Annotated in this window: 23 protein-coding genes and 1 tRNA gene; 13 read left to right on the top strand and 11 right to left on the bottom strand. The window is 64.7% G+C overall.

The features are described 5' to 3' along the window. Position 1: 1 nt before the first annotated feature. The 5 genes from CFE42_RS05920 to ispB all read right to left on the bottom strand — a co-directional run bounded on the left by CFE42_RS05920 (position 2) and on the right by ispB (position 5,785). Positions 2-1,276 (bottom strand): type II secretion system F family protein, encoded by a 1,275-nt coding sequence (locus CFE42_RS05920; protein ID WP_004633031.1) that lies wholly within the window; start codon positions 1,274-1,276, stop codon positions 2-4. A 44-nt stretch (positions 1,277-1,320) separates the two neighbouring features. After that, on the bottom strand, positions 1,321-3,048 hold the full coding sequence (gene pilB / locus CFE42_RS05915) for a type IV-A pilus assembly ATPase PilB (protein ID WP_004633029.1): 1,728 nt from the start codon (positions 3,046-3,048) through the stop codon (positions 1,321-1,323). Positions 3,049-3,307: 259 nt separating this feature from the next. Next, complete coding sequence (locus CFE42_RS05910; RefSeq protein ID WP_024972081.1) at positions 3,308-4,582, bottom strand: HlyC/CorC family transporter; 1,275 nt, start codon at positions 4,580-4,582, stop codon at positions 3,308-3,310. Positions 4,583-4,752: 170 nt separating this feature from the next. Then, positions 4,753-4,829 (bottom strand) — tRNA-Pro (locus CFE42_RS05905). Between the two features lie 26 nt (positions 4,830-4,855). After that, positions 4,856-5,785 carry an octaprenyl diphosphate synthase gene (ispB, locus tag CFE42_RS05900; protein WP_052035691.1) on the bottom strand — a complete coding sequence of 310 codons (930 nt, stop codon included), beginning with the start codon at positions 5,783-5,785 and terminating at the stop codon, positions 4,856-4,858. A 337-nt stretch (positions 5,786-6,122) separates the two neighbouring features. On the opposite strand from ispB, the gene rplU reads away from it, so the two are divergent. The 4 genes from rplU to proB all read left to right on the top strand — a co-directional run bounded on the left by rplU (position 6,123) and on the right by proB (position 9,180). Further along, entirely contained in the window at positions 6,123-6,434 is a 312-nt protein-coding gene (rplU, locus tag CFE42_RS05895; protein ID WP_004633023.1) for a 50S ribosomal protein L21, read from the top strand. A gap of 37 nt (positions 6,435-6,471) precedes the next feature. Next, positions 6,472-6,732: a 50S ribosomal protein L27 gene (rpmA, locus tag CFE42_RS05890; protein ID WP_004633021.1), complete on the top strand. Its 261-nt coding sequence runs from the start codon at positions 6,472-6,474 to the stop codon at positions 6,730-6,732. Between the two features lie 195 nt (positions 6,733-6,927). After that, entirely contained in the window at positions 6,928-8,022 is a 1,095-nt protein-coding gene (gene obgE, locus CFE42_RS05885; protein ID WP_004633019.1) for a GTPase ObgE, read from the top strand. A 33-nt stretch (positions 8,023-8,055) separates the two neighbouring features. Continuing rightward, positions 8,056-9,180, top strand: coding sequence for a glutamate 5-kinase (gene proB, locus CFE42_RS05880; RefSeq protein WP_004633017.1), 1,125 nt, complete (start codon positions 8,056-8,058; stop codon positions 9,178-9,180). Between the two features lie 92 nt (positions 9,181-9,272). On the opposite strand, the gene CFE42_RS05875 is transcribed toward proB, so the two are convergent. Both CFE42_RS05875 and CFE42_RS05870 read right to left on the bottom strand, forming a co-directional pair. Next, entirely contained in the window at positions 9,273-9,902 is a 630-nt protein-coding gene (locus tag CFE42_RS05875) for a CNP1-like family protein (protein WP_004633016.1), read from the bottom strand. Positions 9,903-9,907: 5 nt separating this feature from the next. Then, positions 9,908-10,615 carry an RNA pyrophosphohydrolase gene (locus CFE42_RS05870; protein ID WP_004633014.1) on the bottom strand — a complete coding sequence of 236 codons (708 nt, stop codon included), beginning with the start codon at positions 10,613-10,615 and terminating at the stop codon, positions 9,908-9,910. Positions 10,616-10,835: 220 nt separating this feature from the next. Between CFE42_RS05870 and CFE42_RS05865 the strand changes: the two genes are divergently transcribed. The 4 genes from CFE42_RS05865 to CFE42_RS05850 all read left to right on the top strand — a co-directional run bounded on the left by CFE42_RS05865 (position 10,836) and on the right by CFE42_RS05850 (position 14,884). After that, complete coding sequence (locus CFE42_RS05865) at positions 10,836-12,560, top strand: proline--tRNA ligase (protein ID WP_004633012.1); 1,725 nt, start codon at positions 10,836-10,838, stop codon at positions 12,558-12,560. Between the two features lie 22 nt (positions 12,561-12,582). Continuing rightward, a complete protein-coding gene (locus CFE42_RS05860; RefSeq protein ID WP_004633011.1) occupies positions 12,583-13,344 on the top strand; it encodes a lytic transglycosylase domain-containing protein in 762 nt (253 codons plus the stop codon). Between the two features lie 66 nt (positions 13,345-13,410). Next, complete coding sequence (locus CFE42_RS05855; protein WP_004633008.1) at positions 13,411-14,277, top strand: 2OG-Fe(II) oxygenase; 867 nt, start codon at positions 13,411-13,413, stop codon at positions 14,275-14,277. Positions 14,278-14,290: 13 nt separating this feature from the next. Then, complete coding sequence (locus CFE42_RS05850; protein ID WP_004633006.1) at positions 14,291-14,884, top strand: MarC family protein; 594 nt, start codon at positions 14,291-14,293, stop codon at positions 14,882-14,884. A gap of 65 nt (positions 14,885-14,949) precedes the next feature. Here CFE42_RS05850 and CFE42_RS05845 read toward each other — a convergent pair whose 3' ends face one another. Then, the gene (locus tag CFE42_RS05845) at positions 14,950-15,498 is read right to left on the bottom strand and encodes a hypoxanthine-guanine phosphoribosyltransferase (RefSeq protein ID WP_004633004.1); all 549 of its coding nucleotides are present in this window, start codon (positions 15,496-15,498) and stop codon (positions 14,950-14,952) included. 170 nt (positions 15,499-15,668) lie between these two features. Beyond that, positions 15,669-17,081: a signal recognition particle protein gene (gene ffh, locus CFE42_RS05840; RefSeq protein ID WP_004633003.1), complete on the bottom strand. Its 1,413-nt coding sequence runs from the start codon at positions 17,079-17,081 to the stop codon at positions 15,669-15,671. Positions 17,082-17,255: 174 nt separating this feature from the next. On the opposite strand from ffh, the gene ccsA reads away from it, so the two are divergent. From ccsA to ampD, 5 genes are read left to right on the top strand one after another with little or no spacing between them, the layout of a single operon-like run. Further along, positions 17,256-18,164 carry a cytochrome c biogenesis protein CcsA gene (gene ccsA, locus CFE42_RS05835; RefSeq protein WP_004633001.1) on the top strand — a complete coding sequence of 303 codons (909 nt, stop codon included), beginning with the start codon at positions 17,256-17,258 and terminating at the stop codon, positions 18,162-18,164. 45 nt (positions 18,165-18,209) lie between these two features. After that, positions 18,210-18,476, top strand: a complete 267-nt coding sequence (locus CFE42_RS05830; RefSeq protein ID WP_004632999.1) for a hypothetical protein — start codon at positions 18,210-18,212, stop codon at positions 18,474-18,476. Beyond that, the gene (locus CFE42_RS05825; RefSeq protein WP_004632997.1) at positions 18,473-20,512 is read left to right on the top strand and encodes an ATP-binding protein; all 2,040 of its coding nucleotides are present in this window, start codon (positions 18,473-18,475) and stop codon (positions 20,510-20,512) included. Before CFE42_RS05830 ends, CFE42_RS05825 begins: the two co-directional genes overlap by 4 nt. 39 nt (positions 20,513-20,551) lie before the next feature. Next, the gene (locus CFE42_RS05820) at positions 20,552-22,177 is read left to right on the top strand and encodes a sigma-54 dependent transcriptional regulator (protein ID WP_004632995.1); all 1,626 of its coding nucleotides are present in this window, start codon (positions 20,552-20,554) and stop codon (positions 22,175-22,177) included. Further along, positions 22,170-22,766, top strand: a complete 597-nt coding sequence (gene ampD, locus CFE42_RS05815) for a 1,6-anhydro-N-acetylmuramyl-L-alanine amidase AmpD (RefSeq protein WP_004632993.1) — start codon at positions 22,170-22,172, stop codon at positions 22,764-22,766. The genes CFE42_RS05820 and ampD overlap by 8 nt, the downstream gene beginning before the upstream one ends. A gap of 654 nt (positions 22,767-23,420) precedes the next feature. Here the strand turns inward: ampD and CFE42_RS05810 are convergent. Together CFE42_RS05810 and CFE42_RS05805 are read right to left on the bottom strand one after the other, a co-directional pair. Continuing rightward, the gene (locus CFE42_RS05810; RefSeq protein WP_004632992.1) at positions 23,421-25,571 is read right to left on the bottom strand and encodes a phosphocholine-specific phospholipase C; all 2,151 of its coding nucleotides are present in this window, start codon (positions 25,569-25,571) and stop codon (positions 23,421-23,423) included. A gap of 36 nt (positions 25,572-25,607) precedes the next feature. Then, positions 25,608-25,808, bottom strand: a complete 201-nt coding sequence (locus CFE42_RS05805) for a hypothetical protein (RefSeq protein ID WP_004632990.1) — start codon at positions 25,806-25,808, stop codon at positions 25,608-25,610. Positions 25,809-25,837: the final 29 nt, after the last annotated feature.

The following is a 25,837-nucleotide window of genomic DNA, read 5'->3' as shown; positions in this document are numbered from 1 at the left end:
GTCAGACCACCGTACCAAGCTTGAAGATCGGCAAATACATCGCCACCACCATGCCGCCGATTAGCACGCCGAGGAAGACGATGATGATGGGTTCGATCAGAGTCGAGATGTTGGCGACCGCATCGTCCACCTCGCGCTCGTAGAACTCCGCCACCTTCAGCAGCATGTTGTCCAGGGCGCCGGACTCTTCACCGATCTGCGTCATCTGCAGGACCATGTTGTCGAACACGTGTGTCGCTTGCATGGCGTTGGTGAGACTCGTGCCGATACGTACCGCTTGCTGAACCTCGAGGGTCGCATCATGGTAGATCCAGTTGCCTGCGGCCCCGGCGACCGACTCCATCGACTCCACGAGCGGCGTACCGGCTGCGAACATGGTAGCCAGCGTACGCGTCCAGCGAGCAATGGTTGCCTTGCGGATGATGTCGCCAAAGATGGGAATCTTCAGGATGAAGCGATGCGTCGAACGCTGGACGTTTTCAGATCGCTTGAATGCGCGCGAAAACAGTGCAATGCCGGCGATGGGGCCCAGCACGATCGGTATCCACCACTTGACGAAGAAATCCGATATCGCAATGACGAACAGCGTCGGGGCTGGCAAATCGGCACCGAAACCGGAGAAAACGCCCTTGAACGACGGCACCACAAAGATCATCAGCACCACGGTCACCAGGAAGGCCACCGTCAGCACCGAGATCGGGTAGATCAGGGCCGACTTGATCTGCGCCTTCAGTGCGAGGGACTTTTCCATGTACAGCGAAAGCCGCTCGAGCAGCGCATCCAGAATACCGCCTTGCTCGCCCGCGTCGATCAGGTTGCAGTACAGCGTGTCGAAGTACTTTGGGTGACGGCGGAAGGCTTGCGCCATGCTGCTGCCCGACTCGATATCGACGCGGATTTCCGTCAGCAGTTGCGTGAAGTTCGGGTTGGCGTGGCCCTTCGCGATGATATCGATCGACTGCAGCAGCGGCACGCCGGCCTTCAGCATGGTCGACAGCTGGCGCGTGAAGTAGGCGATGTCCTTCGGCGTGATCTTCTTGCCGCGGGCCGCGCGGCGGCGCTTGGATTTGGTGATCGACAGGCCTTGCTTGCGCAGGATGGCATTCACCTCGGTGATGCTCTCGGCGCGCATCTCGCCCTTGAAGATCTTGCCTTTCCGATCTTTGCCTTCCCACTCGAAGATGTACTGCGTGGGCGCCTTGGTCTTGGCGGTCTTGCCGGTCGTGCGATTGGGCGCTGCGGCCGCGCGGTTCGCGGCGGGTGCTCGTGTGGCCATGGTTGGTTCCTACCCCCCGGTATGGGAACGATTGATCGAGAAAGTTATTGGTTCGTTGTGGCCAGCACTTCCTCGAGGGAAGTCAGCCCCTGCTTCACTTTTCGCAGGCCCGATTCGCGTAGCGACATCACGCCGTCTTTGCGCGCCTGCTCGGCAATCTGCAGCGCCGTGCCGTGCGTGAGAATGATTTCCTGGATCGCCTCGGTAATCGGCATGACCTGGTAGATGCCGACCCGGCCCTTGTAGCCGCTGCCGTTGCAGGTTTCGCAACCGACCGGGTGATACGGCTGCCAGGAGCCGTCGAGGTCCGCTTCGGTAAAGCCCGCGTCGAGCAGCGTTTCCTTGGGCAGCGGACCCGGCTTCTTGCAATCCTTGCACAGCCGGCGCCCCAGACGCTGCGCCGTGATCATCAGCACCGACGACGCGATGTTGAACGGCGCCACCCCCATGTTCATCAGGCGGGTCAGTGTGGTCGGTGCGTCGTTGGTGTGCAGCGTGGAAAACACCAGGTGACCGGTCTGCGCAGCCTTGATCGAGATGTCGGCCGTCTCCAGATCTCGGATTTCGCCCACCATGATGATGTCCGGATCCTGCCGCAGGAACGACTTCAGCGCCGCCGCAAAAGTCAGCCCAGCCTTGTCGTTCACGTTGACCTGGTTGATGCCGGGCAACTGGATTTCCGCTGGGTCTTCGGCGGTGGAGATATTGATGTCGCCCTGGTTCAGCCTGTTCAGGAACGTGTACAGCGACACGGTTTTGCCCGATCCGGTTGGCCCCGTCACCAGCACCATGCCGTACGGCCGCTTGATTACGTCGAGCAGCAACTGCTTTTGCTCCGGCTCATAGCCAAGCTGGTCGATATCGAGCCGCTCGGTGGACGACTCCAGAATCCGGATCACGATCTTTTCGCCGAACAGCGTCGGCAGCGTCGACACCCGGAAGTCGATGGCGCGCTCGATCGTCTCTTTGTTGTCCTTGTCCTTGCGGTCTTTCGGGACGGTGATGAGCAGCTTCATGCGGCCGTCTTGCGGCACGCGCTTTTCCGAGATGTCCAGGCGCGAGAGCACCTTGATGCGGGTCGCGATCTTGTCGCGGATATCCAGCGGCGGCTGCGCGACCTGCGCGAGGATGCCGTCGATGCGGAAACGTACGCGGTAAAACGTTTCAAAGGGCTCGAAATGCAAGTCCGATGCGCCGCGCAGCAAGGCTTCGGTAAAGAGCTTCTGCAGGAAGCGCACCACAGGGGCATCGTCGATGCCGTCGGGGGTGGTGCGACGCGTGGCGGCGGCAGCGCCCGCATCGTATTCGATCTGCGTGGCTTCCTGCTTGGGGAAGAGCGACTTGATCTCGGCCGGCGCCTCATTGGCGAGGCTGAGTTGGCGAACCAGCTTGTCGTGTTCGACGATGACCGTTTCGATGGCTACGTTCATCTTCTGACGCAGCTCTTCGATCGGCTTCGGATCGCTCGGGTCGGACGTGGCGAGGATGAGGCGGTTCTCGCGACGCCCCAGCGGCAACAGGCGCAACTGGGCAAAGTGCTTGTTGGCCGACAGCACGGCCGGCACGGTGTCGAGCTTGTACTGCGCAAGGTCGAGCAGCGGCATCTGGTACTTGCCGGCCACAAACACGGCGAGGTCGTGCGCACTCATGATCCCGCTGCCCACCAGTTCGTCGATCAGTTGCGTGCGTTTTTCACGCGCGCTCTGTTCGAGTTGGGTAAGTAGCGTCGGCGCGATCCGCCGGCTCTGCGCTAGAGCAAGTCCGAGTGTCATGAGTCCAGTCCGTCAGGCTGAAGCTGACCATTTCAGCGCGCGCCGGGCCCCACCGCCTCCTGCGCGCGCTCGCCCCCCAAGGCGATTGTTCTATGTTCTGCCGCCGGTACCCCACCCATTCGTGGGGGGTGGTGCCCGGAACCGGGGCAGTTTGCCGACCGCCCCTGCATTTGTAAAGCGCACATCAAAGCGCAGCTTGCATTTGTGCCACATCGGCAGAAAACCGCTCCAACTGAAGCGTTCGGCCTCAGGTGTGGCGTCAACTACGCTTTGGCTGCGGCGGCTGATGCAGTCGCACCGTGCGGATCGACTGACTGTCCATCTGAACGATGTCCATCACGCAGCCCGCGATCTTCACGCTGACCGTCGCCTCGGGAATCTCTTCCAGCTCTTCCAGTAGCAGCCCGTTGAGCGTTTTCGGGCCGTCGGTCGGCAGACTCAGGCCCAGGCGCCGGTTCAGATCGCGCAACGACATTCCCGCATCCGCAAGATAAGTGCCTTCCTTGTCCCACGCCAGCTTGCCGGCGTTGGGCAGCGTGGTGGTGAACTCGCCGATCATCTCTTCGATGATGTCTTCGAGCGTCACCAGCCCAAGCATGTCGCCGTACTCATTGACGATCAGCCCGAGGCGGCGGCGGTTTTCCTGAAAATACTGTAGCTGGCGGAAAACGGGTGTGCCGCTCGGTACGAAATAGGGCTCGGCCAGCAGGCTACGGAAATCGTCGTGCGTGAGTTCGGTGTGCCCCAGAAGTGACAGCGCCTTGCGCACATGCAGGATGCCGATCACCTGATCGCTGTCCTGCTCGAACACCGGAAGCTTGTTGTGATAGCAGGTCTCGAGCTGCTGGATGACCTCTTCGATCGGGCGCGACAGATCGAGCGATTCCACCCGCGCGCGCGGCGTCATCACGTCGTCCACGGTGATGGCGTCCAGATCGAACAGGTTGAGCAGGATGCTGCGGTGCTTGTGCGGGATGAAGTTGCCCGATTCCAGCACCAGCGTACGCAGTTCCTCGGTCGACATGCGCTGCTCCGGCGCCTTGCGCGTGTTGATGCGCACCAATCTGAGCACACCCATGGCAAACGCGTTGACTACCGCCACCAGCGGCGTCGAAATCTGCAGCAGCGGCTTGATGATGAAGCTGGCGGGAAACGCAACGCGTTCGGGATAGGTCGCGCCCACGATCTTCGGGGCGATCTCGGCGAACACGATGATGAGAAACGCCACGATGGCCGTGGCGATCGACAGCGTCGTTCCGTTGTTGCCAAAGTAGTGGATCGCCAGGGTGGTGATCAGCACCGGCACGGCGGTGTTGATCAGGTTGTTGCCGATCAGGATGAGTGAGAGCAGCTTGTCGGTCTGACCGAGCAACTGCTGCGTATTGCGCGCGCCCGATACGTTGGACTTGGCAAGATGCCGCAGGCGATGGCGGTTGAGCGCCATCATCGCGGTTTCGGAAATCGAGAAGAAGGCGGAGCAGCACAACAGCAGCACGACGGCGCCAATTTGTGCCCAGAGCGGCCAAGAGTCCAAAGCGGGAGGGGAAGGGCGGCGAAGCGCCCACTATAACAGAGGGGTTTGCCGCGCCGTTGCGGGCGCCCGTTGCGCGTGCCGCAACCGTAGATCCCCATCAGATGGCCATTCAGAAACAAAAAAGCCCAGCAATTGCTGGGCTTGATGTCCTTGATCGACAAGGGAATTTCTGGTCGGGGTGAGAGGATTCGAACCTCCGGCCTCTACGTCCCGAACGTAGCGCTCTACCAGGCTAAGCTACACCCCGATGCTTCTTCGCAGATCTCGTGCGTGTCAGGACTGACGTTGCAGCGAGAAAGCACACAAGTCTATCAGCGTCTGACGGAAAAGGGAAGGGGGTAATGCGTTTGCTGCGGCTTCGGCTGCAGCGGCTTCGCGCTCGGCGGCCTGGCGCGTGTACTCCAGCGCGCCGGAAGCCTGAATGGCAGCGAAGATCGCATCGAAATGTTCCGTGCCGCCTTGCTCGATGGCTTGGCGCACCAGTGCTCGCTGCTCTTCCGTGCCGTTCGATAGCAGGTGGATGAGCGGCAGTGTCGGCTTGCCTTCGCGCAGGTCGTCACCTGCGTTCTTGCCCATCTGGTCAGCGGTGGAGGTGTAGTCGAGCAGGTCGTCGACGATCTGGAACGCGGTGCCGATGCGGCGGCCATATTCGGCAGCGGCTTCTTCAGTGGCGGCGTCCGCGCCCGAGAGCACGGCGCCGATCTGGGCAGCTGCCTCGAACAGCTTGGCGGTCTTGTAGCGAATGACCTGGAGGTAGCGCTCTTCCGTCACGTCCGGGTCATGCATGTTCAGCAGTTGCAGGACCTCGCCTTCAGAAATGATGTTGGTTGCGTCGGCCAGGATCTGCATGATGCGCATGCTGTTGGCCTGCACCATCATCTGGAAGGCGCGCGAATACAGGAAATCGCCCACCAGCACGCTTGCCGCGTTGCCGAACACGGCGTTGGCGGTCTTTCGGCCGCGGCGCAGGTCGGATTCGTCAACCACGTCGTCGTGCAGCAGTGTGGCCGTGTGGATGAACTCGACCACGGCGGCCAGTTCGTGCCGATGCTCGCCCTTGTAACCAAGCGCGTTTGCTACCAGCAGCAGGATCACCGGGCGCAGGCGCTTGCCGCCGGCGCTGATGATGTATTCGCCGATCTGATTGATCAGCACCACCTCCGAGCCCAGGCGGCGGCGGATCACGGCATCGACGGCGCGCATGTCTTCAGCGACAGGGGCGAGCAGGACGGAGGCGGAGGTCTGGGTCAAGGCGAATTCCGACAGAAAAGCGTGTGGCTGGTGGTCAACTTGGGCGCGTACGATGCTGCGCAAAAAACCGCGAGATTATAGAGCAACAAGGTGGTTTGCCCGATGGCCCGGCGCACCACGCTTGACGTGGCGGGCGCGTTGCGCGGGCGCAGCACGCCCGTAACGCATTAGCCTTTGATTTGCTTGGGTTTTTCTTGTATGATCACGAGTTCTCTGTGTCCGTTGCCCGCGCATGCGGGCGTCGAGCGGCACAAGAGTCACGTTTTAGTTCTTTTATCGAGGTCCGACAATGTACGCGGTCGTAAAAACCGGCGGTAAGCAATACAAGGTTGCTGCTGGCGAAAAACTGAAAGTAGAACAGATACCGGCGGACGTTGGCGCAGAAATCACGCTTGACCAGGTGCTCGCAGTGGGCGCCGGCGACCAACTCAAGGTTGGTGCGCCGCTGGTGAGCGGGGCTGCCGTCAAAGCCACCGTCATCTCCCACGGTCGTCACGACAAAGTGCACATCTTCAAGATGCGCCGTCGTAAGCACTATCAAAAGCGCCAAGGGCATCGTCAAAATTACACCGAGTTGCGTATCGACTCGATCGTGGCCTAAGGCTGCGTCGTCTACGTAACCGGATAGGAGTTCAGTCATGGCACAGAAAAAAGGCGGCGGTTCCACACGGAACGGCCGCGATTCCGAGTCGAAGCGCCTGGGCGTGAAGGTGTACGGCGGTCAAGCCATCAACGCTGGCGGCATCATCGTCCGCCAGCGCGGCACCCGCACGCACGCTGGCGTGAATGTGGGCATGGGCAAGGACCACACCCTCTTCGCGCTGGTCGATGGCCACGTGAAGTTCGCCAACCGCGGCGAAGGCAAGAAGCAGTTCGTCGACGTTGTTCCGGCGGCCTGATTCAGCCTTGTAGTGCAAAGGCCCCGCACCCGTGCGGGGCTTTTTCGTTTCTGGCCGTTAACAAAACGCGACCCTGATCCTGGGCGGTACGCTGCGTCTTGGCGCATGTTTCCAGGCGCGTTCTGTTAGCGATGGCGCGAGTGGCGCCGATTTCCTTTTACCTGCCGTGCGCACGCCGCACGGGCGGAGACCTCCATGAAGTTCATCGACGAAGCCCGGATCGAAGTGATCGCTGGTGACGGCGGCAACGGCAGCGCCTCGATGCGCCGCGAGAAATTCGTCCCGTTTGGCGGGCCCGACGGCGGCGACGGTGGGCGTGGCGGCAGCGTGTGGGCCGTGGCTGACCGCAACATCAACACCCTGATCGACTACCGCTTTGCCAAGAAGCATCTCGCGCGCAACGGTGAGAACGGCCGTGGTGCGGACTGCTACGGCGCTGCTGGCGAAGACATTACCCTGCGCATGCCGGTGGGCACGGCCATCTACGATGCCGACACGGAAGAGCTGATCGCCGACCTGACGATCGACGGCCAGCGCCTGTGCCTCGCGCAGGGCGGCGAAGGCGGTTGGGGCAACATCCACTTCAAGTCGAGCACTAACCGCGCTCCGCGCCAGAAGACCGACGGGAAGGCCGGTGAGCGTCGCAACCTGCGCCTGGAGTTGAAGGTGCTGGCCGACGTGGGTCTGCTCGGCATGCCGAATGCCGGCAAGTCGACGCTGATCACCGCCATTTCCAATGCGCGCCCGAAGATTGCCGACTACCCGTTCACGACGCTGCACCCGAACCTGGGCGTGGTCCGGACGGGCCCGTCGAAATCGTTCGTGGTGGCCGACATCCCTGGCCTGATCGAAGGCGCGGCGGAAGGCGCCGGTCTGGGTCACCAGTTCTTGCGGCACCTGCAACGCACGCGCGTGCTGCTGCACGTGGTGGATCTCGCCCCGTTCGACGAGAGCGTCGACCCGGTGGCCGAAGCCAAGGCGATCGTCGGCGAGCTGAAGAAATACGACGCTGAACTCTTCGACAAACCGCGCTGGCTCGTGCTTAACAAGCTCGACATGGTGCCCGAGGACGAACGCGAGGCGCGCGTGAAGGATTTCGTGAAGCGCTTCAAGTGGAAGGGCCCGGTGCACCGGATTTCTGCGTTGACGCACGATGGCACGCAGGCGCTTGTGCACGCGATCCAGGAATACCTCGACGAGCTGCGCGCCGAAGAGGATGCAGCCGCAGCCGCACCCGACCAGCGTCTGGACCCGACACTGCACAACGTCGACCACGACGATCAAGCCTAAACACAACAAACATCCTTCGGAGACGCGCCCACCATGGCCCTGCATTCGCTGATTGCCGATGCGCGCCGCCTTGTCGTCAAGGTCGGTTCCAGCCTGGTTACCAACGACGGCCGTGGCCTCGATCAGGCCGCCATTGCCCGCTGGGCCGCGCAGATCGCGGCGTTACGGGCGGCGGGCAAGGAAGTCGTGCTGGTCAGCTCGGGCGCCATCGCCGAGGGCATGCAGCGCTTGGGCTGGGCCAAGCGCCCGAAGGAAATCCACGAGCTGCAGGCCGCCGCCGCCGTCGGGCAGATGGGGCTGGCGCAGGTGTACGAATCCGAGTTCGCGCGGCACAGCATCCGCACGGCGCAGGTGCTGCTCACGCATGGCGACCTGGCCGATCGCGAGCGCTATCTCAACGCACGCTCCACGCTGCTCACGCTGCTGAGCCTCGGTGTCGTGCCGATCATCAACGAGAACGACACCGTCGTCACCGATGAAATCAAGTTCGGCGACAACGACACGCTTGGCGCGCTTGTCACCAACCTGATCGAAGGCGATGCGCTGATCATCCTGACGGACCAACGCGGCCTGTACACCGCCGACCCGCGCAAGGAGCCGGGCGCGCGTTTTGTCGACGAGGCGCAAGCCGGCACGCCGGACCTTGAGCAGATGGCCGGCGGTGCCGGTTCGAGCATCGGCAAGGGCGGCATGCTGACGAAGATTCTGGCGGCCAAGCGCGCAGCAAAGTCAGGTGCGCACACAATCATCGCGTCCGGTCGCGAGGCTGACGTGCTTGCGCGGCTGGCGAGCGGCGAGGCCATCGGCACCCAGCTCCGCGCCCCCACTGGGCGGATGGCGGCGCGCAAGCAGTGGATGATTGACCATCTGCAGCTGCGCGGTCGCGTGGTGCTCGATGCCGGCGCGGTCGAGAAGCTCACGGCCGGCGGGAAGTCGTTGCTGCCGATCGGCGTGACGGAAGTGCAGGGCGAATTTGCGCGCGGCGAGGTGATTTCGTGTGTGGATGCGGCGGGGCTGGAAGTTGCCCGCGGGCTGACGAATTATTCATCGGCAGAGGCTCGGCTGATCGCGCGCAAGGCATCTTCCGAGATCGAGGCGGTGCTGGGCTACGTCAGCGCTGCGGAACTGGTGCACCGGGATAACCTAGTGCTGCTCTGATCCAGCCACTCGGCTGAGCATCGATAGAAAAGGCCAACCTTGCGAGGTTGGCCTTTGTGCTTGAGCGCACGCGGTATGCCGGTGTCTGCCCCTCAGCGCCCGAAATACCGCCCACTCTGCCCCAGCCGCTGCACTAGCGTAGAAGCCTTCCCATCTCCCGCTACCGAGCGCACGTCGCAGAAGTACGAGCGCATCAGCGCCGAAGCATAGTCCGTCGGCCCGCCATTGCCGACACGCTGCCAATCCGTGGCGGGCTTGTAGGCGTTCATGCTGGCGGACTCGGTATTCGCCGTTTCGTTCATGTCGACCGCGCGGTTACCGATCCACTGGTTGGTATCGTTGCGCAGCGTTGCATAGATGCGCCGCTCGGCTGTGTCGCAGCGCAGGCCTTCGTAGTTCACGTTGCGCGCGCCGGTCTTGCTGGTGATCAGCACGGTGTAGCGCACCACGTTGTCCTTGCCGATCGACACCGATTTCGGATCGATGGCGAAGCGCAGCGGCGAGTCGCTTCGGCCGCCCACATCGAATGGCACGGCATCACGATCGACTGGCGGGGCCGGGAAGGTGACAGCGTCTTCCTTGAAGGGCTTGTCGTTGAACGGGTCCATCAACAGCTTGTCTTCGAGGTCGCCGGTGCGGTTATGGCCACATGCCGTCAGCGCCAGCGCAGCCGCCAGCGCGAGCGGCACGAGAGCGCGGTGCGCTCCACGTGTCGTCGTCATCAGATTCACGAATTGTCCTTGGGAGCCGTGTCGTCAGGGTTGGAAGAGGAGGGGGTCGGCGCGGATACGCTCACCGTCTCGACGATGACCGTCGTGGTGGTGACGGTCAGGGCCGGCTGGGCGTGCTGTTCGTTCCGGCCGCCCTGGTCGCTGGAACGTTCGCGGCTATCGCGCGCGTCGCGTCCGTCGCGCTCTCGGTGCTGGCCGCCGCGCCCGTAGGGCGAGAGCGGCGCGCGGGTCTGACGCTGCACGAAGCGCGAAAGCTCCGACAGCGCCAGCTGATACACCTCGCGCTTGAACTCGATGACGGCCTCGAGCGGCACCCAGTACTGGCTCCACCGCCAAGCATCGAATTCCGGATGCTCGGTAGCACGCAGTTGGATGTCGCAGTCGCGACCGACCATGCGCAGCAGGAACCAGATCTGTTTCTGGCCCCGATAGTGGCCGCGTATTTCGCGGCGGATGAACTTGTCCGGCACCTCATACCGCAGCCAGTCGCGCGTGCGACCGACGATCCGGACGTGTTCTGGCAACAGGCCGACTTCTTCGTGCAGTTCGCGGAACATCGCTTGTTCGGGCGTTTCGCCGTATTTGATGCCGCCTTGTGGAAACTGCCAGGAGTGCTCGCCAATGCGCTTGCCCCAGAACACCTCGTTTCTTGCGTTGATGAGGATGATGCCGACGTTCGGGCGGAAGCCTTCACGATCGAGCATGACTGCACCTCGAATACTTTAGAATTACGCCGATTATAGAGCGGCCCGTCGCTCGGCTGTCATAGAAGCCGAAATGTTGCCGCTCACTCGCGCCTCCTGGGGGAGGGGTGCCGATTGCGCGAATGTGCGCCTGGCGCCTCGTCTCATCTCCTGATTCCGGTGGCTTTTGCCCTTGTTTTCGCGGCTTTGGTTGGTCGCGTCATCCCTTATTGTCAGTCGCATGAAAGCGTCCCAATTCTTCATTTCCACGCTCAAGGAAGCGCCCGCTGACGCGGAGATCGTCTCGCACAAGTTGATGATGCGTGCCGGCATGATCAAGAAGCTTGGCGCGGGCCTCTATACGTACATGCCCGTGGGTCTGCGCGTGATCCGCAAGGTCGAGCAGATCGTGCGTGAGGAAATGAACGCCGCCGGCGCGGTGGAGGTGCTGATGCCGGTGGTGCAGCCGGGCGAGCTGTGGCAGGAGACCGGCCGCTGGGACAAGATGGGCGACGAGCTGCTGCGCTTCAAGGATCGCCACGAGCGCGACTTCGTCATGCAGCCGACGTCGGAGGAGGTGGTGACCGACATCGCCCGCACTGAAATTCGCTCGTACAAGCAGCTGCCCGTCAATTTCTACCAGATCCAGACCAAGTTCCGTGACGAGCGCCGTCCGCGTTTCGGCATCATGCGCGGCCGCGAATTCACGATGAAGGACGCATACTCCTTCGACCGCGACGCCGAAGGCCTGAAGGTGTCGTATCAAAAGATGTACGACGCCTACACGCGCATCTTCCAGCGCTTCGGCCTGGAATTCCGCGCCGTGGCGGCCGATAACGGCGCGATTGGCGGATCGGGCTCGCACGAATTCCACGTGATTGCCGACACGGGCGAAGACGCCATCATCTACTGCCCGGATTCGGACTACGCCGCGAACATCGAGGCTGCTGAAGCCGTCGCCCCGGCCGCACCGCGTGCCGCTGCCACCGAAGCGCTCACCAAGACGCATACGCCCGGCCGCGCCAAGTGCGAGGCCGTGGCCGAGCAACTGGGTATCCCGCTGCAGCGCACGATCAAATCCATCGTGCTGGCAACCGAAGTCGAGGGCGGCGAGCCCCAGATCTGGCTGCTGCTGCTGCGCGGCGATCATGAACTCAACGAGGTCAAGGCATCGAAGGTGCCGGGCCTTGCCGACTTCCGCTTTGCCACCGAAGGCGAAATCCTGCGTGCGTTCGGCACGCGGCCGGGCTATTTGGGTCCGGTCGGCACGAAGCTGCCCGTGAAGGTGGTGGCCGATCGCACGGCGGCCGCGATGAGCGATTTCGTGGTCGGCGCCAACGAAGAGGACTACCACTTCACTGGCGTGAACTGGGGCCGCGATCTGCCCGAGCCGGAGGTCTACGACCTGCGCAATGTGGTGGCAGGCGACGCCTCGCCGGACGGCAAGGGCACGCTGGCGATCTGCCGCGGCATCGAAGTCGGTCACGTCTTCATGCTGGGCACGCGCTACTCCGAGGCGATGAATGCGACGTTCCTCGATGAGAACGGGAAGACGCAGCCGATGGTGATGGGCTGCTACGGCATCGGCATCACGCGCATCCTGGGTGCGGCCATCGAGCAGAACTACGATGCGCGCGGGATCATCTGGCCGGCGTCGATCGCGCCGTTCCAGGTGGTGATCTGCCCCGTGGGCTACGACCGGTCCGACGCCGTGCGCGAGGAAGCCGACCGCCTGCACGCCGAGCTGGTCGCCGCCGGCATCGACGTGATGTTGGACGACCGCGGCGAGCGCCCCGGCGCGATGTTCGCCGACTGGGAGCTGATCGGCGTGCCGTTCCGCGTGGTGGTGGGTGACCGCGGCCTGAAGGAAGGCAAGCTGGAATTCCAGGGCCGCCGAGACGAAGCCGCCACCGCCGTGGCGCCCGCCGACGTGCTGGCTACGCTGAAGGCGCGTCTCGCGCAATAACGCAACAACCGGACCGACCCGCATGCGCCGCTTGTCTTCCGCCCGCCTGATCGTCACTGCGCTGTGCGCGGGGACGTTGCTCGCGGGCACGCAGCTGGCGTGGGCGGGCGCCCAGAAAGAGGAATACCTGGCGGACTCCGTGCGCAGCGCGCTGTCTGCCGCGGTGGCCGACAGCCGTCCGCTGCGCCCGGTCTTTGCCAGCAACGACGAGCAACTCGGCTACCTGCGCTGGCTGGCGGAGATGTCGGTGCGCATGTCGGGCAAGATCCCGCAGGCGTCGGTACGCGTCGAACTGATCGAGACGGCGTATTACGAGGCCAAGCGTGCTGGCCTGGACCCGGCGCTGGTGCTCGGGCTCATCCAGGTGGAAAGCGGCTTTCGCAAGTACGCCATCAGCAGTGCCGGGGCGATGGGCCTGATGCAGGTGATGCCGTTCTGGACCCGCAGCATCGGCGACAACGACTCGCGCAAGCTCTTCCACCTGCAGAGCAACCTGCGCTACGGCTGCACGATCCTGCGTCATTACCTCGACATGGAAGGCGGCAATCTGTACCTGGCGCTTGGCCGCTACAACGGCAGCCGCGGTCAGCCGCAGTATCCGAATGCCGTGCTGGCGGCCTGGAAGCGTTGGCAATATCAGGAGTCGAGCGCGATGACGGTGTCGGCGCCGGTGCCTGCCGAGCCCGCTGTGCCCACGCCGCGTGCCAAGGCGCTGCCGGAAGTGCCGGCGCGCAATCCGTTCTCGCCGCTGCGTATTGCTGGCGGTCCGGCTGGCGGTTCGTGATCTCCCGCCGGCGAACGGTCGGCCTACAATAGGGCCATCTCTCGCTCGCCCGCATCTCCATCCCGCATGTCCACCACCCAACCGTACGCGACGATGTCTGACGCGCTGCGCGACTGGCTGCAGCGTCACGTGACCGAAGGCTTTGAGGCCGAATCCCTGGTGGCTTCGATGGTGCAATCCGGCTACGACCGTGCCTTCGCGCGCCGTGTCGTCGATGAGGCGCTGACTGCGCGCGCGCCCGCCCCGATTGTGGCGCCCGCTCCGACCTCCGCTGCCGACCAGGCGGTCGAAAACAGCAACGCAGTGCATACCGCCGATGGCGACATCCCCATCCTGTTTGCGATCGAGACGCCGCGCATCGTGCTGTTCCAGCACTTTCTGTCGGACGCCGAGTGTGACGAGCTGATCGCGATCGGGCGCAATCGCCTGAAGCGTTCGCCCGTCGTGAACCCCGATACGGGCGAGGAAAATTTGATCTCGGCCCGGACCAGCCAAGGCGGGATGTTCCAGGTCGGCGAGCATCCGCTGATCGCCAAGATCGAAGCGCGTATCGCGCAGGCCGTGGGCGTGCCGGTCGAACACGGCGAGGGCTTCCAGGTGCTGAACTACCAGCCCGGCGGCGAATACCAGCCGCACTTCGATTTCTTCAACCCCGGGCGCAGCGGCGAGGCACGCCAGCTTGAAGTGGGCGGTCAGCGCGTGGCGACCATGGTCATCTACCTGAACAGCGTGCAGGCCGGCGGTGCCACGGGCTTTCCGAAGCTCGGGCTGGAGGTGGCGCCGGTCAAGGGCAACGCCGTCTTCTTCGTCTACAAGCGGCCCGACGGCACGCTGGATGAGGACACGCTGCACGCCGGCCTGCCGGTCGAGCGTGGCGAGAAGTGGATCGCCACCAAATGGCTGCGTGAGCGCCCTTACCGTCGCGGCGCCTGATCGACGTCAGGCGATGGAATACTCATTCCTCTCGGCGACCGTTCTGCTGGTGCTGATCACCGATCCGCTCGGCAACATTCCGATCTTCATCTCGGCGCTACGGCCGGTCGCCCCCGAGCGCCGCAACCGTGTCGTGCTGCGCGAGGTCGGCATTGCGTTCGTGCTGCTGCTCGTCTTCATGTTCTTCGGCGAGAGCTTCCTGCGCATGATGAGCCTGACCGACATGTCGCTGCAGATTGCAGGCGGCATCGTGCTGTTCCTGATCGCGCTGCGGATGATCTTCCCGCGTGAGGGTGGTGCCGAGTCGCAGCCCACGGGCGAGCCCTTCATCGTGCCGCTGGCGATTCCGGCCATCGCGGGGCCGTCGGCGATGGCCACGGTGATGCTGCTGGTGTCGCAGGCGCCCGGGCGCATGTGGACGTGGGTCGGCTCGCTATGCGCGACGATGGCCGTGTGCGCGGTGGTGCTGCTGAGCGCCACGCATATCCAGCGCCTGGTAGGGGAGCGTACGGTGATGGCGTTCGAGCGGCTGATGGGGCTGATCCTGGTGGCGATCTCGGTGGAGATGCTGCTCAAGGGCATCCGCACATTCGCGCATCAACTCTGAACCACGCGCGGGCAACAAAAAAGGGCGACTGAGGTGTCGCCCTTTTTGTTTGCTGCGGTGCTGCCTCAGGTGTTCTTGAGCGCGCGGATGGTCGGCAGGTTGCGCCAGTAGCCCTTGGCGTCCATTCCGCAGCCGAACACATAGCGGTCAGGCACGTTGAAGCCGCAGAAGTCAGGGTGCAGCGGCTTCGATTTGGCGAGCGTCTTCTCGCAGAGCACGGCGGAATAGAACTCCGCGGCACCCATGTCGATGATGCGCGAGCGGATGGCCGCCATCGTCTCGCCTTCGTCGAGGATGTCGTCGAGCACCAGCACCGTGCGGCCCTTGACCGACTCGCGCGGCGCCACGCGCCACTGCATCTCGCCGCCCACCGTCTTGTTGTTGTAGCGGGAGAGGTGGATGTAGTCGAACTCCAGCGGGAAGGCCAGCTTGGGCAGCAGCATGCCGGTAAAGACCGCCGCGCCGCCCATCACGGACAGCACCATCGGGAACGTGTCGCCGATCTTCTCGGTGATCTCTTCGGCCATGCGGTCCAGCGAGCCGCGCACGGCGTCTTCGCTGACGATTTCTTCGGAGTTGGCCCAGAGTTCGCGGGCCTGTTCTGCGCTCAGCATCGTGTCAGTCTAGTAAACGGTTGGGAAGGCAGGGGTTTGATCGGGCGCTTATAGCTGGCTCAGGGATCCGTCGCGACTGGCTCGAAGCCGGCCTGAGAAGCGCAACCGTACTCGTGTACGGCCAGCATCGCAAGGCCAAGATCGGGCCAGGCAGCGGGGCCGTGAGTCGGTCAGCGGCCGAGCAAGCCTTTCATGCCGCCTTTCATGCCGCCCATGGCGCGCATCATCTTCATCATGCCGCCGCCTTTAAGCTTCTTCATCATGGATTGCATCTGCTCGAATTGGTTGAGCAGACGGTTGACTTCCTGCACCTGTACGCCCGCGCCTGCGGCAATGCGGCGTTTGCGGCTCGCCTTGATGAGTTCGGGCTTGGCACGCTCGGCGGCAGTCATGCTGTTGATGATGCCTTCCATGCGGCGGACCTGCTTTTCGGCCTGATCCATGTTGGCGCCCTGGGCCTGTTGTGCGAACTGCGCAGGCAGTTTGTCCATCAGGCCGCCCAGACCGCCCATCTTCTTCATCTGGCCGATCTGCGCCTTGAAGTCTTCGAGGTCGAAGCCGCCGGTCTTTTTGATCTTGGCCGCAAGCTTCTGCGCCTCTTCCATGTCGACACCGCGCTGGGCTTCTTCCACCAGCGCGAGAATGTCGCCCATGCCCAGAATCCGCTGGGCCATGCGGTCGGGGTAGAACGGCTCCAGCCCGTCGAGCTTTTCGGCCACACCGACGAACTTGATCGGCTTGCCTGTGATGTGACGCACCGACAGCGCCGCGCCACCGCGCGCATCGCCGTCGAGCTTGGTCAGCACCACGCCGGTCAGCGGCAGGGTGTCGTTGAAGGCCTTGGCGGTGTTGACGGCATCCTGGCCGAGCATCGCGTCGACCACGAACAGCGTTTCGGCTGGCTTGAGCCTGGCGTGCAGCGCTGCGATCTCCTGCATCATCGCCTCGTCGATACCGAGGCGGCCGGCCGTATCGACGATCAGCACATCGTGGTAGTGCTTCTTGGCCCAGTCCAGTGCGGCGGCGGCAATGTCCACCGGCTTCTGGTCGGGCTGCGAGGGAAAGAAGTCCGCGCCAACCTGCTCGGAAACGGTCTTCAACTGCGCGATGGCGGCAGGGCGATACACGTCGCACGACACCGTCAGCACTTTCTTTTTCTTGTTCTCTTTGAGCCACTTGGCGAGCTTGCCGACCGTGGTGGTCTTGCCCGCGCCTTGCAGGCCAGCCATCAGGATGATCGCGGGCGGCGTGACGTTGAGGTTCAGCTCGGCGGCGCGGCCGCCCATGATGTTGCTGCCGACGCCTTCCAGCGCTTCCTGGCCGCCGATGATGGCCGTCAGCTCGCGCTGCACGATGCCGACGAGCGCCTGGCCCGGCGAAAGGCTTGTGATGACGTCTTCGCCGAGCGCCTTTTCCTTGACGCGGGCAATGAATTCGCGCACGACCGGCAGCGCCACGTCGGCTTCGAGCAGCGCCATGCGAACTTCGCGCAGCATCTCGGCGGTGTTGGCTTCGGTCAGGCGCGCTTCGCCGCGCATGGTCTTGACCACGCGCGCGAGCCGTTGGGTCAGGTTATCCAGCATGACAGTGACAGGAATCCGGAATTGGGGACGGGATGAAGAGGCGGCCGGGGCGCGTTTGGTTCGCACCGGCTGGGAATGTGTTCAATGCGCGCATGTTGCGTTGCCGCCCAACGAGGCTTTCGGCGGGGGGCGGGCCCCAGCCAAAACTGGGGTGCGCTGCGGTAAACTGTGCAAATGGCAATTGTACTGTATGCGCTGACGGCGCTTCTCTACGGCATCCTCGCTTCGGTAGCGTGGGCGCGACGCGGTGGACTGGGTGCCCGGGCGCCGGCGGGAGCCATGGCGGCAGGCGGTGAGTCGCCGGGTGCCACGGTGCTCGTTCCGCCGCCTCCGGGGGCTGCTGACACTGTCCCGGGCTGGTGGCGCTGGGGTCTGCTGGCCGCCTTGATCGCGCACGGGTTCCTGCTGCACGAGACGATCTTCCCGGCCAGCGCCATGATATTTGGCTTTGCCTATGCGCTGTCGGCCATGCTGTGGCTGGGCGTGGGCATTTTCTGGATCGAAAGCCTCTTCTTCTCGCTGGCCGGCCTCGGCTTGCTCGTGATGCCAGTGGCGCTGGTCGGAAGTCTGCTGCCATTGGCCTTTCCGGGCACGCAAATTCTCGGCTATGCGGCCAGCTCCCTATTCAAGCTGCACTTCGCTATTGCCAACGTCGCCTACGGGCTGTTCACGCTAGCGGCATTCCACGCGATCCTCATGCTGGCTGCAGAGCGCCGCCTGCACACCATCAACCGCCCGGAGGCAAGCGGGTTCGGCCGTTGGCTGGATCTGCTGCCGCCGCTGCTCACGCTCGAAAAACTGCTGTTCCGGCTGATCGGGGCGGGCTTCGTTCTGCTGACGCTGACGATCGCCTCGGGCGTGCTGTTCTCCGAGCAGCTGTTTCACAGCGCTTTCCATTTCGATCACAAGAATATCTTTGCCGTGCTGTCGTGGGTGATGTTCGGCGGCATTCTGATCGGTCGGCGTTTTCGCGGCTGGCGCGGACGCGTGGCGCTGCGCTGGGTGATGGCGGCCTTCGCGATCCTGATGCTGGCGTACGTGGGCAGCCGCTTCGTGCTCGAAGTCATCCTGCATCGCGCCTAGTGCGTTCCTGGCGCCTGCGCCGTTACTTGTCCTTGTCAGTTCCCCATGTCCCGTCCCGTCCTGCTGATCCTGATGCTGCTCGCCGGCTGGTGGTGGTTGAGCCGCCTGGGGACGCGTTCGTCCCGTTCCTCGGGGCAGCGCCAGACAGCCTCGGGCGGACAGGGCTCAGCCAAGCGCACGCCTGAGCCCGAGGCCTCTCAGCCCATCGAGCAATGTGCCGTGTGCGGCGTGCACGCGCCGCGCACCGGCATGATCGCGCTGCCGGGCGGCCGCTATCGCTGCCCCGAGCATGCTGACCGGGGCAACACATGACGCCCGACGCGTCGGGTGACGCGCGGGCAACACCGTCCACCGCCCGCAGGCTGCTCTCGCGCCTGAACGCCTGGCGCGCACTCCGATCAGTCTGGCTGGAGCCTGATCCGCCTGAGTTCCAGTGGCGCCTGCTGCGCTATTTCGCCTTCAGCCGCGCCGCCGTGGCGCTGGTGCTGTTGCTGTTCGTGATGGTGCCGCGCGAGCACAACGAAGCAGCCGGCCTGCCCAATAGCGAAGCGCTGCTCAGCCTGACGCTGCCGTATCTGGCGATGGCCCTGCTCATCCTTGCCGCAGCCGGCTGGTGGCGCACGCGATTCCAATTCCGCGTCCGGCTGGATGTGGTGCTCGATCTGCTCTTTCTGGGGCTGGCATACGCCACGCTCTCGCGGCTGTCGGCGAGCGTGGCAATGGTACTGCTGGTGCCGGTGCTGGCCGCCGGTGCGCTCACGAGCCTGCTCTTCGCGCTGTTCACGGCGGCAGTGGCGTCGATCGTGGTGCTGACCGATCCGTTCCTGCAGATGATGCGCGAGGGCGTGATTGCGCCGGGGTTGGCATCCGCCGGGCTGTACGGCCTGGTCTACATGATGGCCGCGTCGATGATGTACGGCCTGTCGCACCGTCAGGTTGCGCAGGAACGGTTGACGATGGCCCGCGAGCGCGAGTTGCGCCTGCAACAGCTCGTCAACCGCCTGATGGTCTACGACATGCAGGACGGCGTGATGCTGGTGCGTGCCGACGGCCGCGTCGTTGCCGCCAACCCGGCCGCAGCCATGCTGCTGGGCGTGCCGCAGAGCGCGTTTGTCGGCAGCGGTGCGATGTTGTTCGACCTGAAGGACGTGCCGCACCTGCGTCCGCTGCTCGAAACGCTGCGTCAGTGGCTGCGCCGCAAGAGCCGCCCCGCCGATGGCACCGGTGACGACGATGCACCGCGCATTCTCGACCTGCTGCCCATCGCCTCGGGCGGCCGGGGTGGCCGCGCCATGTTGAGCGCCCGGCTGCGCTTGCGCTTCATCCTGCCGAGCCTGGCCAACCTGCGCAGCGTCTATATGGATAGCCTTGTCAGCTCGATCGGCCTGGGCCTGCCGGGCGAGGGCGGCGAGATGCGTCCTCGCATTCCATCGGCCGAGGCGATCACGCAGGGCTGGTCGGTGGATGACGAAGCGTTTCTGCGCCACGAGTTGCATGACACCGTGCTGGTCCACGTGGAAAGCTGGGAGCGTGTGGCGGAGCAGGCGCAGCAGGAAAAGCTGGCCTCGATGGGGCGGCTGGTGGCCAGCGTCGCGCACCAGATCCGCAACCCGTTGGCTGCGATCAGCCAGGCCGCCGAACTGCTGGACGACCCGGGCGACGGCCATGATGGCGGTACACATGTCCGCCTGGAAAGCTCGGGCGTGGAGACGCGCCTGCTGCGCATCATCCGCGACAACGTGCGCCGGCTCGACCAGGTGGTCGCCGACGTGCTGATGCTCTCGCGCCGCCCGCGTGGCGAACGCGTGCGCGTGCAACTGGCGCAGGTGTTACCGGAAGTGGTCGAGCGCTGGCGTGCCGAAGCCCTGCGCCGCGCAGGCGAAGCGACCGAGATCAACCCGAACCTCGTGCGCGTGGCGGTCGACCTGGACAAGCCCGTGCTCTTCGACCCGGCGCAGTTGCAGCAGGTGGTGGGCAACATGCTCGACAACGCGCTGCGCTATTGCCGCCGTGTGCCAGGTTCGATCCAGCTGGCAGCCTACGCGCTGGACGAGACCCACGCCGAACTCGTGATCTGGAACGACGGCCCGGAAGTGCCCACCGAGCAGCAGCGCAGCCTGTTCGAGCCGTTCTTCACGAATGACGCCCAAGGCACTGGCCTGGGCCTCTACATGGCGCGCGAGTTGTGCAGCGCCAACGATGCGCAGATCCGTTATGGCGCCATCGCACTGGAATCCTTGCTCGATCGCACCGGAGCGTTGACCATGGAGGCGCGCGACACGTTGCCGCGACGGGCCTTCGTCATCACCCTGATGTTTGACCAACCTGCCCTGGCCGTAGCGGAATGATCCGCCGGCTGCGAATTTCCGCCGATCTTCTGCTGATTCATGTCCAAAGCCGCCATCGTTCGCGAACCCATTCTCGTCGTCGATGACGAAGCCGACCTGCGCGAGCTGCTGGAGATTTCCCTGCGCCGCATGGGGCACGACGTCGTGCTCGCCAGCGGGCTGGCCGAGGCGCGCGAGGCGCTCTCTCGCCAGCGCTTCGCACTCGTGCTGACCGACATGCGCCTGGGCGATGGCCTGGGCATCGAACTCGTGCGCCAGCTTTCTGCCACGGCCGACCGCACGCCGGTGGCCGTCATTACCGCCTATGGCAGCGCCGAGAACGCGGTGGAAGCGCTCAAGGCCGGCGCGTTCGACTACATCGCCAAGCCGCTCTCGCTTGATCAGTTGCGCAGCCTCGTGCTCAACGCGCTGGGCCGCCAGCAGCGCGATCCCGACCCGGGCAACGCCGATCTGGCCGAGCGCACCAACGACCTGCTGCCCGGGCGTTCCGCTGCGATGCAGGAAGTGCGCCGCTCGCTGATGCGCCTGGCACGCAGCATGGCGCCGGTGGTGATCAGCGGCGAATCCGGCAGCGGCAAGGAGCGTGCGGCGCGCGCCGTGCATGCGCTGTCTGCGCGTGCATCGCGGCCGTTCGTGGCGGTCAACTGCGGCGCGATTCCCGAGAACCTGATGGAGGCCGAGTTTTTCGGCTACGTGAAGGGCGCTTTTACCGGCGCCGACACTGATCGCCAGGGCTTCTTCCAGGCCGCCAACGGCGGCACGCTCATGCTCGATGAAGTGGCCGACCTGCCGCTCACCATGCAGGTGAAATTGCTGCGTGCGTTGCAGGAGCGTCGCGTACGCAAGATCGGCGAAAGCCGTGAAGACCCTGTCGATGTGCGCGTCGTGTGCGCGAGCCACCAGAATCTGGCCCGTCTGGTGGCCGCTGGCCGTTTCCGCGAAGACTTGTTCTACCGCCTGAACGTGCTGGAACTGCGCATGCCCACGCTGCGCGAGCGTGCCGAAGACGTGCCCGTGCTGGCCGGCGTGCTGCTCGAACAGCTCGCCAGCCGCTACGGCGATCCGCGCCCCAAGCGCCTGACGCGACCGGCGCTGCAGCAACTGTGCGCGTATCCGTTCCCGGGCAACGTGCGCGAGCTGGAGAACCTGCTGGAGCGCGCTTACGCCTTTGCGGAAGGCGAGTCGATCGACGTGGACGACCTTGGCGCGCTGGGAGCCGAGATCGAACGCTCGCCGCTGTTCCACCGCACGCGCGAGGCGCAGGCTGCCGCAGCGGCCCATCACCCGATGTCGCCGGCGCCGATGACGAGTTGGCCTGATGCCGTCTACATGCCGGCGCCGGTGCCAAGCCCCTTGGGGATGCCGCAACCGGTCGCACAGCCCGAGCCGGCACCCGTTGCGCAGCCGGCGGAGCCGGCCCTGCCGAGCGTTTCGCTGCCGATCGATCTGCCGGCCTACCTGGAGTCGGTCGAGCGCAACGTGATCCTGGCCGCGCTGGACCAGACCGGCTTCAACCGTACGGCGGCCGCCAAGCTGCTTGGGCTGTCATTCCGCCAGTTGCGCTATCGCATGCAGCAGCTTGGCATTCGTGATCCGCGGGACGTTGAAGCGTCGCCGGGCAGCGTCGGTGAACCGGCCGGAAATGGGCTGAACGGCGATGCCTGAACGGTTGCACGTCGGCGCTGACGGATGGGTGGATGGCGCGCGCCGCCATCCCTCGCCGAATATCGACGCACGGCCCGAAGGCATGCCCATCGACCTGATCGTGCTGCACAACATCAGCCTGCCGCCTGCGCAATCCGCGGCCGACTTCGGCACCTGCCACGTGCTCGACTTCTTCACCAACACGCTTGACTGCGACGCGCATCCGTACTTCGATCAGTTGCGCGGCGTGCGCGTGTCGGCGCATTTCTTCGTCCGCCGCACGGGCGAATGCGTGCAATTTGCTTCGTGCGACGCGCGTGCCTGGCATGCCGGTGCGTCGGACTTCTTCGGCCGCACGCGCTGCAACGATTTCTCGATCGGCATCGAAATCGAGGGCACCGATGATCTGCCCTTCACGCCTGAGCAGTACGTCGCTACGGCGTCGCTTGTGCGGGCGATCTGCGCGGCGTATCCGATCGCAGCAATCGCCGGTCACTCGGACATTGCGCCGAGCCGCAAGACGGACCCGGGACCGCATTTCGACTGGGTGCATCTGCGCGCGCTCGGCGGGTTCAACGCGGCGTTGTTTCCGTATCAGCACGCGCTCTGACGCGACAACCCCCGTTCGCTCGCCAAGGTAGAAAGGCGGCGCACCTCGGCGCGGCGCCGGCACACGGCGGTAAGGCGCCGACGCCTTACGGTCTGCGGCTCACGTGCGAGGGTAAAACCGTGGAGTGTCACCCTCCAAAGCTCAGGCACGAGGGTGAGACTGTGGAACGTCAATGTCCAGGCGTCGCACGCGAGCCTAAAACCGTGGAACGCCACAGTCCGAGGTTCGCGCACGAGGGTAAAACTGTGGATGTCTCCAGTCTTTGAGGCTCACGCATGACAGTAAAACCGTGGAGCGTCACGGTCCGAGGCTCGCGTGCGAGTGTGAAACCCTGAAGCGCGACCCTCCAAGGCTCACTTCGTCCATCATTCCGTGAGCGATTCCAGGGGCTGAGGCTCGCGCACGACAGTTGAACCCCGAACACGACGGTGTGAGCCCCCCGCGAGGGGATAAATGTCTCGAACGTCATGATGAGAGGCCCAAGCGTCGGGGCGAAACCGTGGCCTTCGACCCTCCGAGGCCGACACGCCGCAGGCCGAGCGCGGCCCGCGCAGTCCACCGCTCGCTGCGCGGACGCCGAAACGCAAGCGGGCAGCCTCCTTTCGAAGGCTGCCCGCGTTTTCCCCTGCTGATCCTTCTACTTCACTGCCAGCCTCAGGTGCCCATCGCGGGGTCGGACACGCTGTCCTTGCCCGTTTCCATGCGACCGGCAAAGCGCCGCGTGAAGCCGCCTTGCGGCACCGTCACCGTGAAGTCGTACCAGTTGCCCTGGCGCGCGATCGGCCAGTGCTGGTCGAGCTGCTTGCCGGCCGGGATGTCGTACGTCCACGGGCCGTCGTTGCGGTACGCATTCGGCTTGACGGTGAAGGTGCAGCCGGCGGTGCCGGTGTTCATCATCGTCACGTAGACCTCGGCGTTGGCCAGGTCGTAGCACACGCGGATTTCCGGTGCGCTCGAACCCGCAGCCGACACGGCGCTCACATCGCCCGAGAACGCGCGGTGGAAGCCGTTGGGGCCCAGCACCCACAGGTCGTACTTGCCCTTGTCTGCGGTGAACACGTCCCACGTGTCGTCGAGCATCTTGCCGGGCTCCACCGCATAGCGGCGCGGCACGCGGTCCAGATGCAGGCGGTCGTACACGTGGAAGACAGCCGCGGCCGTGCCGGTGTTGCTGAAGATCAGGCGCAGCGTGCGGTTGGTGGCGTCTTCGCGGGCGCTGACGTGCAGCTCGTACGGCAGGGCCCGCGAGGGACGGGTGCCGGTGGCTTGTGTAGGCATCTGCTGCGCCGTGACGGAGGGCAGCGGCACCTGCGGCTGCAGCCCTTGCGCGGTGCGGATGGCGTCGGCGGTTGCCTTGTCGCGGCTTGGCAGCGTCGGCAGCGTTTCGGTGTTCGGGTTGACGAAGTTGAAAGCGCTGGTCAGGTCGCCCAGCACGGCGCGGCGGTACGCGCTGATGTTCGTCTCCTTGACGTTGAAGCGCAGTTCCAGGAAGCGCAGCACCGAGGTGTGGTCGAACGTCTGCGAGTTGACCCAGCCGCCACGGCTCCACGGCGAGACGATGTACATCGGCACACGCGGGCCGGGGCCGTAGGGGTGTTGGTCCGTGTGGTATTCGCCGGCCGTGCTGATGGTCGATTTGCCGGCCAGCACGCCGTTTTCGTAGGCAGGGGCCGCGGGCGGGGGCACGTGGTCGAAGAAGCCGTCGTTCTCATCGAAGTTGATGAACAGCACGGTCTTGCTCCACACGGCCGGGTTGGCGGTGAGTGCGTTGAGCACTTCCTGCGTGTACCACGCGCCCTGCACGGGGCTCGACGGGCCGGGGTGTTCGGAATACGTGGCCGGCGCGACGATCCACGACACCTGCGGCAGAAGGCCTGCGGCAATGTCGTCCTTCAAGGCTTGCAGGAAGCCGCCGTCGGGCATGGTGTTGCCGATGCCCTTGATGAGCGGGCTGACGGTTTCGTCGGCCGGCGTGTACGGCGGGAACGGCGTGCCGTCGGCAAGGTTGCCGCGCGCGGCGTTGGCATCGCGGTAGGCCTTGAACCCCGCGAGCGGGTTGTCGGTGAAGTTGTCCGGCATGTTCTGGTAGACCTTCCACGACACACCGGCCGCTTGCAGGCGCTCGGGGTAGGTCGTCCAGTTGTACGTGACGCTGGCATCGAGGTGGTCGCCGCTGTTGTCGATGACGGGGCCGCCCGCGGCGCCGGTCGGATCGTTCGTGCCTGTCCAGTGGAACAGCCGGTTGGTGTTGGTGCCGCCGTGGAACGAGCAGTGGTACGCATCGCACAGCGTGAAGGCATTGGCCAGCGCGAACTGGAAGTCCAGCTCGGCCTGCTTGTAGTAGCCCATCGACTGCGTCTGCTTGTAGGTCGGCCACTTGCTCATGCGGCCGAGGTCCCATGCGTTCTGCGCATCAGGGTAGCTGTGTGGCGTGCTGGAGACGCGCTGCGCGTTGCCGGCGCTGCTGTCCAGGTAGTACGGCAGCACGACGCGGCTCGGCCCGCTGCTTGGCACATAGGTCTGCTGCCAGACGTTCAGCCCGCCGGCCAGCGGGATGGGGAAGCGGTCGCCAAAGCCGCGCACACCTTTCAGCGTGCCGAAGTAGTTGTCGAACGAGCGGTTCTCCTGCATCAGGATCACCACGTGTTCTACGTCGCGCATCGTGCCGGTGGCGTTGTTGGCGGGAATCGCCAGCGCACGGCGGATCGAGGGCGGGAAGGCCGCGAGTGCAGCAGCGGAAATCGCGCCCGTGCTGGCCATCTTGAGGAAGTTGCGGCGGCTGCCGTTGTTTGTGTCGGAAGTCATGTCGGTCTCAAACGCAAGTCGATGGAAAGCCGCGCATTACGGAGCGCAGTGCAGGGTCGGCTTGTTGGCCGGCGGCTGGCCGGGTTGATCCGGCTGGGCGGCGCCGGGGCCCGTACCGGTGCCTGGCGTGCCGTCGTTCGAATCGCCGCCGCAGGCCGACAGCGACAAGGTGGCGGCGCACAGCAGCACGGCGGCCAGCCGGTGCGGCCGTGCGAGAGGGTGGATGCAAGGCTTCATGAGCGGTCTCGTTCGGGTTGGGGGAGGGG

It is taken from the genome of Ralstonia sp. PBBBR1 (assembly GCF_002256165.1).
Classification (GTDB): domain Bacteria; phylum Pseudomonadota; class Gammaproteobacteria; order Burkholderiales; family Burkholderiaceae; genus Ralstonia; species Ralstonia thomasii.
This window is presented reverse-complemented; position numbering and strand designations above follow the sequence as displayed.

Excerpts from the sequence above, each read along its gene's own strand:
- proB (WP_004633017.1), top strand. The coding sequence starts at position 8,056 with ATGGCCCTGCATTCGCTGATTGCCGATGCGCGCCGCCTTGTCGTCAAG.
- ccsA (WP_004633001.1), top strand. The coding sequence starts at position 17,256 with ATGGCAATTGTACTGTATGCGCTGACGGCGCTTCTCTACGGCATCCTC.
- ampD (WP_004632993.1), top strand. The coding sequence starts at position 22,170 with ATGCCTGAACGGTTGCACGTCGGCGCTGACGGATGGGTGGATGGCGCG.
- CFE42_RS05870 (WP_004633014.1), bottom strand. The coding sequence starts at position 10,615 with ATGCTCGATCGTGAAGGCTTCCGCCCGAACGTCGGCATCATCCTCATC.
- ispB (WP_052035691.1), bottom strand. The coding sequence starts at position 5,785 with ATGCGCGCCGTCGATGCCGTGATCCGCCGCCGCCTGGGCTCGGAGGTG.
- CFE42_RS05825 (WP_004632997.1), top strand. The coding sequence starts at position 18,473 with ATGACGCCCGACGCGTCGGGTGACGCGCGGGCAACACCGTCCACCGCC.
- CFE42_RS05820 (WP_004632995.1), top strand. The coding sequence starts at position 20,552 with ATGTCCAAAGCCGCCATCGTTCGCGAACCCATTCTCGTCGTCGATGAC.
- CFE42_RS05830 (WP_004632999.1), top strand. The coding sequence starts at position 18,210 with ATGTCCCGTCCCGTCCTGCTGATCCTGATGCTGCTCGCCGGCTGGTGG.
- obgE (WP_004633019.1), top strand. The coding sequence starts at position 6,928 with ATGAAGTTCATCGACGAAGCCCGGATCGAAGTGATCGCTGGTGACGGC.
- rplU (WP_004633023.1), top strand. The coding sequence starts at position 6,123 with ATGTACGCGGTCGTAAAAACCGGCGGTAAGCAATACAAGGTTGCTGCT.
- pilB (WP_004633029.1), bottom strand. The coding sequence starts at position 3,048 with ATGACACTCGGACTTGCTCTAGCGCAGAGCCGGCGGATCGCGCCGACG.
- ffh (WP_004633003.1), bottom strand. The coding sequence starts at position 17,081 with ATGCTGGATAACCTGACCCAACGGCTCGCGCGCGTGGTCAAGACCATG.
- rpmA (WP_004633021.1), top strand. The coding sequence starts at position 6,472 with ATGGCACAGAAAAAAGGCGGCGGTTCCACACGGAACGGCCGCGATTCC.
- CFE42_RS05845 (WP_004633004.1), bottom strand. The coding sequence starts at position 15,498 with ATGCTGAGCGCAGAACAGGCCCGCGAACTCTGGGCCAACTCCGAAGAA.
- CFE42_RS05875 (WP_004633016.1), bottom strand. The coding sequence starts at position 9,902 with ATGACGACGACACGTGGAGCGCACCGCGCTCTCGTGCCGCTCGCGCTG.
- CFE42_RS05850 (WP_004633006.1), top strand. The coding sequence starts at position 14,291 with ATGGAATACTCATTCCTCTCGGCGACCGTTCTGCTGGTGCTGATCACC.
- CFE42_RS05810 (WP_004632992.1), bottom strand. The coding sequence starts at position 25,571 with ATGACTTCCGACACAAACAACGGCAGCCGCCGCAACTTCCTCAAGATG.
- CFE42_RS05920 (WP_004633031.1), bottom strand. The coding sequence starts at position 1,276 with ATGGCCACACGAGCACCCGCCGCGAACCGCGCGGCCGCAGCGCCCAAT.
- CFE42_RS05805 (WP_004632990.1), bottom strand. The coding sequence starts at position 25,808 with ATGAAGCCTTGCATCCACCCTCTCGCACGGCCGCACCGGCTGGCCGCC.
- CFE42_RS05860 (WP_004633011.1), top strand. The coding sequence starts at position 12,583 with ATGCGCCGCTTGTCTTCCGCCCGCCTGATCGTCACTGCGCTGTGCGCG.
- CFE42_RS05855 (WP_004633008.1), top strand. The coding sequence starts at position 13,411 with ATGTCCACCACCCAACCGTACGCGACGATGTCTGACGCGCTGCGCGAC.
- CFE42_RS05865 (WP_004633012.1), top strand. The coding sequence starts at position 10,836 with ATGAAAGCGTCCCAATTCTTCATTTCCACGCTCAAGGAAGCGCCCGCT.